Origin of the sequence: Bacillus cereus group sp. BfR-BA-01523, from assembly GCF_022662615.1 — a bacterium.
Taxonomy (GTDB): Bacteria; Bacillota; Bacilli; order Bacillales; family Bacillaceae_G; genus Bacillus_A; species Bacillus_A mycoides.
The window spans coordinates 152,893-166,248 of record NZ_JAKUDX010000005.1 but is presented as its reverse complement, the minus strand read 5'-3'; the positions used below and the strand labels follow the sequence as shown (position 1 = coordinate 166,248).

Genomic DNA, 13,356 nt, shown 5'->3' with positions numbered 1-13,356 from the left:
GTAAAAAATCGTTTATTTATGTACGATTTTTACATTGAAGGGCGACATTTATCCTCTCTAGTGAAACTAGGGAGGGTTTTTTATGACTATTTTAATCGCACGTAATATCGAAAAGAGCTTTGGTGATCGCACCATATTTACGTTACCATCACTAGAAATTCAAGCAAACGATCGTATAGGGATTGTCGGAGTCAACGGAGCTGGAAAATCTACGTTATTACAAATATTGAGTAAAGAAATAGAAGCTGACAAAGGCACAGTAACTCATCATAGTTCTATCGCCATCATTCCACAGCTTAGCGAAGGGATACCGGAAACCGCTTCTTCCCTCGCTAAGGGCAAATGGAATATTTCAAACGTCGCAAATTCAATGAGCGGCGGTGAACGAATGCGCCTAAAGATCGCCCATGCCCTCGAACAAGATGCAGGCATTCTATTTGCTGATGAGCCAACAAGTCACTTAGATATGTTCGGTACAGAGCAATTAGAAAAGACACTTTTATCTTATAAAGGTGCACTTGTTTTAATATCGCATGATCGTGATCTTTTAGATACCATATGTACAAAAATCATCGAAGTTGAAGACGGTACTATTCAAGAATATAAAGGTAATTATTCAAACTATCGAAAGCAAAAAGAACGTGAGCGAATACAAAAGCAGGCAGAATATGATCAATATATACAAGAAAAAAATCGGTTAGAACAGTCAATTTCACAAAGAAAGCAACGTGCTTCTAGCATGACAAAAATCCCAACACGGTTCAGTTCATCTGAATCTAAACTTTATAAGTGCAGCGGGGCTCATGGGCAAGAAAATGTTAGCAAAGTAGCGAAAGCACTAGAAACACGCCTTGAAAAGTTGGAACAGAAAGAAAAACCGAAAGACTTTTCTCAAGCTCAGTTTGACGTACAATACCACACACCAATTCATAGTAAAGCAGTTGTTCAGTTTAATAAAACAACGAAGAAAATAGGGAATCGCACATTATTTAAAAATATGAATGGAACAATTGTCCCTGGGGCAAAGCTTGCTATTTTAGGGGCAAACGGAAGCGGAAAAACAACTTTGTTCAAAATGCTTCTCGCGAACGAGCGTGGCATTCAGCTTTCGAAAAGTTGTAAAATTGGATACTTTGAACAAACATTATCTATTTTAAAAACAGATAAAACAATTTTAGAGAACGTTCTAGAAGAAACAAACTATACAGAATCGTTCGTTCGAACAATACTTGCAAGGCTCCTATTCCGCCGTGAAGATGTTCATAAACCTGTGCACATCTTAAGTGGTGGAGAACGAATGAAGGTTGCACTCGCAAAAGTATTTTTAGGAAACTATAATATGCTTCTGCTCGACGAACCGACAAACTATTTAGACTTGGCAACGCAAGAAGAATTAGAAAGCATGTTACAGGAGTATCCTGGTACAATACTTTTCATTAGCCATGACCGTGCCTTTATTCGTTCTGTTGCAAACCATATTCTACAAGTAGATGAGAGCGAACCAAGAATATTCCACGGCAATTACGAGCAATACACAAAAAGAACCACCCAAGCTTCTGTAAACGTTACTGAACAAGAATTATTACGATTACAAACAAAATTAACAGAAATCATCAGCCGGATTTCTATTCCAAATCAGCATGATGACATCACATTTCTCGAACAAGAATACGAAAAATTATTAGTTCGAATTCGGCATTGTAAAGAAGCGCTCTAATGTCTTCCCCATATACCGACGGGACCTTCCACATTTCCCAAGAAATATCGAGGCTTCGACATAGAATATCACCCTACCTATCATGTTAGACACAATAACAACAAAAAGCCGTGCACCAGCACGGCTTTTCACTTTATATACGGACAGCAGTCCCACTCACCGCAACCATTAGCATTCCTTCGCGAACTACTTCGTAGTCCACGTCGATACCAACAATGGCGTTCGCATTTTTTTGTCTTGCGAGAGTTTTCATCTCTTCCATTGCAATGTAATTTACTTTCATAGGCGCCTGCGCGACCACCGACAACGTCACGAACAGAAGCGAAAAGGTCACGAACGATATTCGCACCCATGATTGCTTCGCCATTAACGATATCGATATACTCAATAATTTCTTTCCCTTGAATTGTAGAAGTTGTTGTTACAATCATGCTTTATAGCCTCCCATATAAGATTTTCACTTACTTATGGTGCACTAATTCAGCAGAAATTATATTTACGAACTAAACTGCGCCTCATACAATCGGCTGTAACCCTCGCCTCGTTCGATTAGTTCCTCATGTGAACCTTGTTCTGCAATACCGTCTTTATTTACAACGACGATGCGATCTGCATTTTTAATAGTTGCAAGCCTGTGAGCGATAACTAATGTTGTACGGCCGACAGATAGTTCTGCAAGTGATTTTTGGATAGCAAGTTCTGTCTCTGTATCTAGCGCAGAAGTTGCTTCATCTAAAATTAAAATTGGCGGGTTCTTCAAGAACATACGGGCAATTGCTAAGCGCTGCTTTTGTCCTCCTGAAAGTTTCACACCACGCTCACCGATAACTGTATCTAAACCGTCTGGTTGCGAGTAAATTAAGTCCTCTAGCTGAGCACGTTTTACCGCCTGCCAAATTTCAGATTCTGAAGCTTTTAAGTTTCCGTAAGCGATATTTTCACGAATTGTTCCTGAGAATAAGAAAACATCTTGCTGTACAATTCCGATTTGCTTACGAAGTGACGATAAAGTCATCTCTTTAGTGTCAATGCCATCAATTTGAATCGATCCAGATGATTGTTCATAAAAACGTGGTAATAAACTACATAGTGTTGTTTTCCCTGCCCCTGATGGTCCAACGAAAGCAACTGTTTCACCTGCATGTATTTTCAAACTAATATCGTTTAAAATCGGCTCTTTATTTTCATATCCGAACGTGATGTTATTGTATTGAATATCACCGTGTACATGTTTAACTTCTATTGCACCTTTAGAATCTACAATATCCGGCTCTGTTTCCAGAAGTTCTACATATCTTTTAAAACCAGCGATTCCTTTCGGATAACTTTCAATAACCGCATTAATTTTTTCAATTGGGCGGAAGAAAATATTCGTTAATAAAACGAATCCAATAAATCCACCGTACGTTAATTCACCTTGCAGAACAAACCATGTACCACATATTAATACAAAGAGTGTTACAAGACGCATCAGCATATAACTAATCGATGAATTTAACGCCATAATTTTATACGCCATTAATTTTGTTGTACGGAAACGAGCATTATTTACAGCAAATTGCTCTTTCTCAAACTTTTCATTTCCGAATGCTTGTACAACACGGATACCACCTACATTGTTCTCGATACATGCATTGAAATCAGCAACGTCTGAGAATAAACGTCTAAACGTACCTGTCATTTTTTTATTGAAGTAAAGTGCCAACCATAATAAGAACGGGATTACGAAGAATGTTAGAAGTGCTAACTTCCAGTTAATCATCATCATAAATGAAAATGCTCCAACTAAAGTCATAATGGCAATGAATAAATCTTCTGGTCCATGGTGAGCAATTTCCCCAATTTCCATTAAATCGTTTGTAAGACGTGAAATTAAATGACCTGTTTTATTATTATCAAAAAATCTGAATGATAGCTTTTGAATGTGATCAAATAATTTCTGCCTCATATCTGTTTCAATGTTAACCCCAAGCATATGTCCCCAATATGTAACGACATATTGCAAACCTGCATTTAACACATAAACTACGAACAAGCCGAAACAAGCCCATAAAATAAGCGTCCAATTTTGTCCTGGTAATAACTTATCAATAAATTGATTTACGATAAGCGGGAAACCAAGTTCGAGTAAACCTGCAATAACTGCACAGGAAAAATCGAGTACGAATAAACCTTTGTACGGTTTATAGTAAGAAAAAAATTTACGTAGCATATCTTTCCTCCCTTTTCCAAATTAAAAGACTCTCTAAATGATAACCATTATCAAATAATTATTCAAGTTATCCGTCTATGAAACTAAAAAAACCTTCATCTATATTTGATGAAGGTTTCCATTTTATTTTATATAGCTTCCGAATCCCACTCGTGCTCTTGCTGAACAAATACAACACCTAATTCATGATGTCCCCCGGCGTATAATGCCGTTTGAGCAAGACGAAGCTCACCATTTGTATCTACTACTTCTAATTTACAAAACGCTCCTGTCGTCTTCGTTTGAAGCGCGTCATAAAACTCTTCGGTACTTCTTGGAATGATTCCATTTACTTTCGTAATAACTTCTCCAGGCTTTAAATTCATCTCTGCCCCAATTGTATTAGGAATTGTATCTAACACAACAAGTCCATCATTACGTGCGGCAAAGTATGCTGGTCTTTTCTCGTCTGCAATTTTCTCTTGTATCGAGATTGTAAAGCGTCCAAGCATTGCGACTCCCATCGCGATAATTGCAAGTACGTGCCACCAGTAACTTGCGATACCTAAAACGAGTACGAGCCCCGCTAAACCATAGACGCGTCTTCCTGTAAATAATAAAGCTTCCGTCGGCTCATAACTTCTAACCTTTCTCATAAATCCAATTAAAAATGGAACGAGGAATAAAGAGTATGTAGTCGAACCTATTGAAACGACAGGCCACCAAGAAATAAATCCTGTCACCGCGTCTCCTGGTATAAGAATAAATACTGGTACAAGCCATAAACGATTGGATTCATGTAGTCCAATTCGTAGCCCACGCTTACCTTTGTTAATTTTTGGCGTAGAATAACGAACTGCATTTTTAGAGATTAATAAACCCTCTACAACGAGCATAACGCCTAGTAAAATAGCAAGGGATACAATCGTACCCTCTTCACCTTCTCCAAGCTGTAAGAAGGAAACTGGCATCTTAGACGATAACAACACGAGTGCAATCGCGATTCCGAAAGTATAAGCTACAGATAAATATCGATACATAGCAGTTAATCCGAATAATAACGTCCAAAGTAAAATTGCCCATAAACTCGCTTTTGAAACAACAAGCCCAAGCCCAATCGTAATAATAGATACGATTAATCCGTACCCAATACCTGCAAATAGAGTTGTTCGTAGTTCAAACCAAATATCATATACTTTAAAAGAAAAATCTTTTCGTTCTCGTAATATACGTAAGTATCCAACGAAGATACTACTAATTAAAAATACATAGACAGCAGGGTGTAAGAAAAAACGTCCAACCGCTCGTAGTATTTCAAAAATCCATGCCTCCACGAATTCATTCACCACCATTTATATCATTCTTTCTTTTTATTTTATCATATTTAACACATAAAAAAATACAGGCATCGAAGTGCCTGTATTCTTTCTTATTTCGCTATTAATTTCAATGCCGTCTGTAATTGTAAATCGTTTTCTCCAGAACGGATTTTTTCAATGATTTTAGTTTGAATCGCTTCAGCTGTCTTTTTATCAAGTTGCCCTGTCGCTTCCATCTCATTCGCATTTTGGAATGCTTTTAGTGCTGATTCTGTCTCTTTGCTAAAGTATCCATCTTCACGTCCTGGTACATATCCTAAGCTCTTAAGCATTTCTTGCGCGTGTTTTACTTGTACATCATTTGAATTGTATGAAAGTGTCTTTTCAATTTGAATTGGTGTCGCATGATAATAATCTGGTTGCTTCACTTCTACAGTTGGCGCGATTCCTTTTTTATGAATCCAATTGCCATCTGGTGTTAACCATTTAAACATTGTTAATTTAATATTGCTGCCATCTTTAAATGGAACAGCCTGTTGAACAGTACCTTTACCAAACGTTTTTTCACCAATTAAATCGTATCCTTCTCCTTCTTTTAGCGCACCAGCTAAAATCTCTGAAGCAGAAGCACTTCCGTTATCAATTAATACTGAAATTGGATATGACTTTCTCTCTTTCAGTTCCGTAGAGAATTTCTTCTTCTCACCATTTCGCTGTTCTACTTGTAGCATTGGCTTTTTATCTGTCATGATGTCTCCTAGTATATCTTCTACACTATTTAAATAACCGCCAGGATTACCACGCACATCAATAACTAAGCCTTTTATGTTTTTCTTCTCTAGCTCTTTTAACTGATCCTTAAATTCTTTCGCAGTATTTTCAGCGAAAGAAGTAATTTGCATATAACCGATATCTTTTCCGCTATCTTGCTTTACGGAACTAAATACAGTGAAAATCGGAATCTTTTCACGCTTAATTTTAAATTCTATCGGATCAGCCACTCCTGCGCGCTTAATTTCAATTGCAACAGTCGTTCCTTTTTTACCACGAATTTTTAATACTGCTTCTTCACGTGATAAATCTTTCACACTATTTCCATCTACAGATAAAATTTGGTCATTCGGTTTAATTCCTATCTTTTCTGCTGGTGAACCTTTAATTGGCGATACGATAATAAGCTTACCGTCCGTCTTGTTCACTTCCGCTCCAATCCCTTCAAGTTCAGGATCTAATGACTGACTAAACTGTTTTGCCGTTTCTTTATCCATATACGTGGAATAAGGGTCCTTCAGCGTAGACAACATTCCCTGTATCGCACCTTCGACTAATTTGTCGTCTTTCACGTCTTCCACATAACGTGAATCAATTAGTGCATACGCCTCATTAATCTTTACCAAATTCCCTTGCGCTGTGCCAGCATTACCATTCGATACTGTTTGCGTTACATACGCTGGGTTTATCCCAAACCAGTACATACCACCAAACATCCCGCCAGCACCAATTAAAAATGCAACAACCATTCCAATAATTGCAACTCTACGTTTCAATGCGGAATTCCCCTTTCCAGAACACACAGGTGGTGTAGCAAAAGGCATCACACGATGTGTGATGCCTTTACCTATTTCTACTATATGATAAGCTTGTACGAATTATGTTTGCAACTTTTTATACTTTTAAGAAGCGACGAATTGACATTACACTTCCCCACATACCGATTAATGCACCGATTAACATTAATAAACCAGCTAATTGGAATACGAATGGGTTGTATGGTAGAAGCTCGAAAATTGTTCCGCCAAGTTTTTCATTAAACACACCTTGCAACGAATTATACATAACTAAAATTAGGCCAATTGGAATAATTGATCCTAATACTCCTAGGAATAATCCCTCTAACAAGAACGGCCAACGAATAAACCAGTTTGTTGCACCAACAAGTTTCATAATTTCAATCTCAGTACTACGAGCATAAATTGTAATTTTAATTGTGTTAGAGATTAAGAACATCGCTGTGAATAGAAGACCCGCAATTAACGCAATCCCGATGTTACGACCAGTTTTTACAGTATCAAATAATTTTTCAACTTGACCTTTACCGTATTGAACATTACTTACAAACTGCATTTTCTCAATCTTTTTCGCAATTGTTGCCGTATCTGTTGGTTCTTTCGCCTTTACAACAAATACGTTTTTCAGTGGGTTATCTTGCTCAAATAACTCGAACGTTTTTCCACTATCGCCTAAGCTTTTAATTAAACGTTTCAACTCTTCTTCTTTAGAAGAATATTTAATAGAATCTACTTTCGCAATTTTACTCATATCTTCTTCTAATTTCTTTTGATCAGCTTCTTTTGCTGCTGGATCAACATGCACACGAATTTCTACATCTTGCTCTACTTTCGTCGCAAAATGGTTCATATTCATAATCGCTGTCAAAAAGACACCTACAAGTAATAATGTAACTGTTACTGCACTTACAGAAGCAAATGTCATCCATCCGTTACGGGATAGATTTTTCACACCTTCTCGCAAATGTCGACTAAGGGTTTTAGCCTTCATATCCGTATCCTCCCTCAATCTCGTCTCGAACAATTTTTCCGCCTTCAATTGCAATTACACGATGACGAATTGTATTTACGATATCTGCGTTATGTGTCGCCATAACAATCGTTGTACCACGCTCATTAATACGTTTAAAAATCTTCATAATATCAAGAGCTGTTTCAATATCTAAGTTACCTGTTGGCTCATCGGCAATTACAACCTTTGGCTTATTTACAATCGCTCTTGCAATCGCCACACGTTGTTGCTCTCCGCCCGAAAGCTCATTTGGAAGTGCATCGGCACGCTCTTCAAGACCAACAAGACCTAACACTTCTGTAACGCGCTCACGAATCGCTTCCTTCTCTTCTTCAATTACTTCTAAAGCAAACGCAACATTCTCATATACCGTTAATTTAGGTAGCAATTTAAAATCTTGGAAAATCACGCCTAATTGACGACGGAAATATGGAACATCTCTTTCTGCTAATGTTTCAATTACAAGTCCATTTACATTAATTGATCCTGTAGATGGCTTCTCTTCACGATACATCATTTTAATAAATGTAGATTTTCCGGCTCCACTCGGTCCAACTACGTATACGAATTCACCTTGTTTAATGTTAACTGTGAGACCAGCAATGGCTTTCATACCATTTGGGTACTCCTTATAAACATTCGTCATTTTTATCATTATTTATCACCCAATACTTAATGATTTTTTTAGAAATACTTTTCTGTACATTTGAAAATAAAAGAAAAACCTTTATTTTCATTCGACCATTCTTGTTGAAGGTAGCTTCCATACATGCTTTTTATTAGCAACGCTACTCTATGTAATATATTTCATCAAAATTCTACAAACCCCATTGTAACATCAATCGGTTTCCAGTTCGGATACAATTTTGTTACAGTTATGTTACATCCTAATAAAAGGTAAACGAGCTCATGTAATTACTTAACTCGAAGCACTTTTCGGTCAAGTTATACAATCAGCTCGTTTATTAATTACGTTTCTTATTTATGCTCCGCTAACCATTCAGCTACTTTTTTCGCATCTTCACCTTGAATAATTCCTGGTGACATTGAACCGCGGCCTTTTTCAATAATCTTTTCAATCTCTGCTGCGTCATATTTCTGTCCTACTTTTCGTAAATCTGGTCCAGTTGCTCCTGATAAATCTTTAGCGTGACAACCTATACAACTTTTTTGGTAAATTTGCTCTGCGCTATCTGTGCTTGCAGATTGTTTTGATGGTTTACTCTCTTCTTTATTTCCACATGCTCCTAAAGCAAAAACGACTGATGTCCCCAGCGTAATAGCCAACAATTTCTTTTTCACTTCTATCGCTCCCCATTGTTGATATTCTTTTCATTCATAACTAGGCAATAGTTTTCATAACACATTCAATATTCATTATAAGCATTATCTTTATATAGAAAAACTAAGGTGTATTTCATATTTTTCACAAATATAGTGAGAAGCCTAATAAAATAAGCTTTCATAAATTGTTTCAATTCTGTGAACACCTTAAAAAGTTCTATAAAGAGCCTTTTTCTCCAATCAAAACTGAGAAATCCTGTATAAAGTCCTACTCTATTACCACTTTGTTTTACTATTCTCTACCTTTTACAAAACAATATACGGCATTGTATTCTACATATAATCTCATCAAAAAGAGAAGTTGTCGTTTCCAACTTCTCTTCCTCTTTATTTCATCAATATAAATAAGATAAGCCTCTTTATATCCTCTTGGACCTCAGCATGTGCCAACAATTCTGTTGGCTTTTTCTCTTATTAAATACGAGAACGTAAATACGCATCAATAAACGGATTAATTTCCCCATCCATAACTGCTTGTACGTTACCAACTTCTGTATTTGTACGATGGTCTTTCACAAGAGAATACGGGTGGAATACGTAAGAACGGATTTGGCTTCCCCATCCAATTTCTTTTTGCTCCCCGCGAATCTCATCTAATTGTGCTTGTTGCTCTTCTAATTTCTTTTGATATAATTTCGCTTTTAGCATTTTCATCGCATGCTCACGGTTTTTAATTTGAGAACGCTCTGACTGACATGTTACAACCGTATTTGTTGGTAGATGAGTTATACGAACTGCTGAATCTGTCGTATTAACGTGCTGTCCACCTGCACCACTTGCACGATACGTATCTATTTTCAAATCTTCTGTACGCACTTCAATTTCAACTTCATCATTGAATTCAGGTACAACTTCACAAGATACGAACGATGTATGACGACGACCTGAAGAATCGAACGGTGAAATACGTACAAGACGATGTACACCTTTCTCCGCTTTCAAGTAACCGTAAGCGTTATGACCTTTAATTAATAATGTAACACTCTTAATACCAGCTTCATCGCCCGGTAAGTAGTCAACCGTTTCTACTTTAAACCTACGTTTTTCAGCCCAGCGCGTGTACATACGTAATAACATAGAACCCCAGTCTTGTGATTCTGTTCCACCTGCACCTGGGTGTAATTCTAAAATAGCGTTATTTTTATCATAAGGATCGCTTAATAGTAACTGCAGCTCGTACTCATTCATTTCTTGAATTAAAGTTTTCACTTCAGATTCTAGTTCCTCATGTAAATCTTCATCATACTCTTCTTTAAGTAAGTCATGCGTCATTTCTAAGTTTTCGAACGTCTCATCTAACTGACGGAACCTTCCAACCATATCTTTCAGCGCATTCGCTTCATTAATTACAGCTTGTGCGCCTTGTTGGTCATCCCAAAATCCTGCGCCCATCATCGTTTCTTCTAATTCTGCAATTTGTTTTTCCTTAGTAGGAAGGTCAAAGAGACCCCCTAAAAGCCGCTAATCTCTTAGCCATTTTTTCTAATTCTTGCCTAATTTCTACTAATTCCATTTCCTTCACCTCTATGTAATTGCTGTTACTTTCATATGAAAACAAGGGAAACTCTCTCCGCTTATTACGGAGAGAGTTTAATCCTTTTCATTATACATTTTTGATGTAAAAATTTGCAAAACAGTCTAAATTACAGTTTCTTATTACTGCCCAATGCCACAACAGTTTTTATATTTCTTGCCACTACCACATTTACATAAATCGTTACGTCCCATTTGGTCACCTTTTACAACCGGTTTTTTCTTCGCGTCTTCGCCATCGCTTGATGGATGAACAGCTTCACCTTGAACAACTTCTTGACGCTCTAAGTTTTGCTCAATTTCAGCTTTCATAATGTAACGAGAGATTTCCTCTTCAATAGAAGCGATCATCGACTCGAACATTGCGAATCCTTCCATTTGGTATTCACGAAGTGGATCGATTTGTCCGTAAGCACGTAAATGAATACCTTCACGAAGATGATCCATTGCATCGATATGATCTGTCCATTTCGTATCTACAACACGGAATACAACAACCTTTTCGAATTCACGCGTCTGCTCTTCAGGTAGAAGCTTCTCTCTTTCGTTATAACGCTCTAACAATTTCGCGATAATTGATTCGCTCATTTCTTCTGGAGCAAGGCGACGTAACTCTTCTTCTTTTACATCTCCTTCTTCAAGAAGGTTCGTATTTAAGTAATCGACAAGACCTTTAATGCTCCAATCTTCTTCGATTTCTTCTTGCGTATGAAGTGCAACAGCACGTTCTATCGTAGATTTCATCATACCTTCAATAATACTGCGTAAGTTCTCTGAATCCATTACTTCTTGACGCTGTTTATAAATTACTTCACGTTGTTGACGAAGTACATCGTCGTATTGCAATAGCTGCTTACGTGCATCATAGTTATTTCCTTCCACACGTTTTTGTGCAGATTCTACAGCACGAGAAACCATTTTACTTTCGATTGGCTGTGAATCATCCATACCAAGGCGATCCATCATCGCTTTCATATTGTCAGAACCGAAGCGGCGCATTAGTTCATCTTCCATTGATAAGTAGAACTGTGTTACACCAGGGTCCCCTTGACGACCAGAACGACCACGTAACTGATTATCAATACGACGACTTTCGTGACGCTCTGTACCGATAACTGCTAGGCCAACGTTTCTAATATCCTCGCCTAACTTAATATCCGTACCACGACCAGCCATATTCGTCGCGATTGTTACAGCGCCTTTCATACCAGCTTCTGCAATGATATCTGCTTCACGCGCATGGTTTTTTGCATTTAAGATATTATGACGTACACCTTTACGTGTTAACATTTTTGAAATAAGCTCTGACGTTTCAATTGCAACTGTACCAACAAGAATAGGTTGCCCTTGCTTATGACGATTTACAATATCCTCAACAACTGCATTGAATTTACCTTCCATTGATTTGAAGATTAAATCAGCACGATCATCACGAATAATATCTTTATTCGTTGGAATTACGATAACATTCATATTGTAAATACTACGGAATTCTTCTTCTTCCGTTTTCGCTGTACCAGTCATACCAGATAATTTTTCGTACATACGGAAGTAGTTTTGGAACGTAATTGTTGCAAGCGTCATACTTTCATTTTGAATTTCTACGCCTTCTTTTGCTTCAATAGCTTGATGTAAACCTTCGCTATAACGACGACCTTTCATAAGACGACCAGTGAATTGGTCTACGATTACGATTTCGCCTTCTTGTACAACATAATCTGTATCAAGGTGCATAACAACGTGTGCACGAAGCGCCTGATTAATATGGTGAAGAAGTGCTACATGTTTTAAATCGAATAAGTTATCGATATGGAAAGCTTTCTCAGCTTTCGTAATACCATCTTCTGTTAACATTACATTTTTCGTTTTCACATCAAATGAATATTCTTTTTCATTTTCTAATGTACGAACGAATGCATTTGCAAACATGTATAGCTCTGCTGATTTTTGAGCTTGTCCCGAAATAATAAGCGGCGTACGTGCTTCATCGACTAAAATAGAATCGACTTCATCGATGATAGCAAAATTAAGTGGACGCTGAACGCACTGCTCTCTATATAACACCATGTTGTCACGTAAGTAATCGAATCCAAGCTCGTTATTTGTGCTATACGTAATATCAGCAGCATAAGCAGCTTGTTTCTCTTCACGTGACATACTATTTAAGTTAATCCCTACAGTTAAGCCAAGGAACTCATGAAGTTGTCCCATTTCGCTCGCATCACGTTGCGCTAAATATTCATTGACTGTAACAACGTGAACACCTTTTCCTGTTAATGCGTTTAAATATACAGGTAAAGTAGATGTTAACGTTTTACCTTCACCTGTTTTCATCTCAGAGATATTTCCTTCATGTAAGGCGATACCACCCATTAGCTGTACGCCATATGGACGCATTCCAAGAACACGATTCGCTGCTTCACGAACAACCGCAAAAGCTTCAGGAAGTAGATCATCTACTGTCTCACCTTTTGTTAGACGTTCTTTAAATTCAATCGTCTTTCCTTTTAATTGTTCATCAGTTAGCGGCTTAATAGATGATTCTAATGCATCAATTTGCTCCACTGTCTTCTGCATACGTTTAATTTGGCGTTGGTTGACATCAAATACCTTTTTTAAAATACCGATCATAGGAAATACGCTCCTCTTTTATTAAAATAAAACTTCCGATT

At 37.4% G+C, this 13,356-nt stretch carries 9 protein-coding genes and 1 pseudogene; 1 reads left to right on the top strand and 9 read right to left on the bottom strand.

Annotated elements, in window-relative coordinates; translation table 11 throughout:
• Positions 1 to 82: 82 nt before the first annotated feature.
• The gene (abc-f, locus tag MR066_RS15475) at positions 83 to 1,717 is read left to right on the top strand and encodes a ribosomal protection-like ABC-F family protein (protein ID WP_242247654.1); all 1,635 of its coding nucleotides are present in this window, start codon (positions 83 to 85) and stop codon (positions 1,715 to 1,717) included.
• Positions 1,718 to 1,850: 133 nt separating this feature from the next.
• On the opposite strand, the pseudogene MR066_RS15470 reads toward abc-f, so the two are convergent.
• The 9 genes and pseudogenes from MR066_RS15470 to secA form a co-directional block, all read right to left on the bottom strand.
• Positions 1,851 to 2,148: pseudogene (locus tag MR066_RS15470) on the bottom strand (heavy metal-binding domain-containing protein).
• Between the two features lie 65 nt (positions 2,149 to 2,213).
• Positions 2,214 to 3,929: an ABC transporter ATP-binding protein gene (locus MR066_RS15465; RefSeq protein WP_242247652.1), complete on the bottom strand. Its 1,716-nt coding sequence runs from the start codon at positions 3,927 to 3,929 to the stop codon at positions 2,214 to 2,216.
• A gap of 128 nt (positions 3,930 to 4,057) precedes the next feature.
• Positions 4,058 to 5,242, bottom strand: coding sequence for a PDZ domain-containing protein (locus MR066_RS15460; protein WP_242247650.1), 1,185 nt, complete (start codon positions 5,240 to 5,242; stop codon positions 4,058 to 4,060).
• A gap of 95 nt (positions 5,243 to 5,337) precedes the next feature.
• Positions 5,338 to 6,774 (bottom strand): S41 family peptidase, encoded by a 1,437-nt coding sequence (locus MR066_RS15455; protein ID WP_012261984.1) that lies wholly within the window; start codon positions 6,772 to 6,774, stop codon positions 5,338 to 5,340.
• A 118-nt stretch (positions 6,775 to 6,892) separates the two neighbouring features.
• The gene (gene ftsX, locus MR066_RS15450; RefSeq protein WP_002089596.1) at positions 6,893 to 7,786 is read right to left on the bottom strand and encodes a permease-like cell division protein FtsX; all 894 of its coding nucleotides are present in this window, start codon (positions 7,784 to 7,786) and stop codon (positions 6,893 to 6,895) included.
• On the bottom strand, positions 7,776 to 8,462 hold the full coding sequence (gene ftsE / locus MR066_RS15445; protein ID WP_003192357.1) for a cell division ATP-binding protein FtsE: 687 nt from the start codon (positions 8,460 to 8,462) through the stop codon (positions 7,776 to 7,778). Before ftsE ends, ftsX begins: the two co-directional genes overlap by 11 nt.
• A 323-nt stretch (positions 8,463 to 8,785) precedes the next feature.
• Positions 8,786 to 9,109 carry a cytochrome c551 gene (gene cccB, locus MR066_RS15440; protein ID WP_002016129.1) on the bottom strand — a complete coding sequence of 108 codons (324 nt, stop codon included), beginning with the start codon at positions 9,107 to 9,109 and terminating at the stop codon, positions 8,786 to 8,788.
• A gap of 456 nt (positions 9,110 to 9,565) precedes the next feature.
• A protein-coding gene (gene prfB, locus MR066_RS15435) for a peptide chain release factor 2 (RefSeq protein ID WP_100248371.1) occupies positions 9,566 to 10,664 on the bottom strand; the annotation gives its coding sequence in 2 pieces (ribosomal slippage) (positions 9,566 to 10,591 and positions 10,593 to 10,664; 1,098 coding nt in all).
• Positions 10,665 to 10,807: 143 nt separating this feature from the next.
• Positions 10,808 to 13,315 carry a preprotein translocase subunit SecA gene (secA, locus tag MR066_RS15430; RefSeq protein WP_002129917.1) on the bottom strand — a complete coding sequence of 836 codons (2,508 nt, stop codon included), beginning with the start codon at positions 13,313 to 13,315 and terminating at the stop codon, positions 10,808 to 10,810.
• Positions 13,316 to 13,356: the final 41 nt, after the last annotated feature.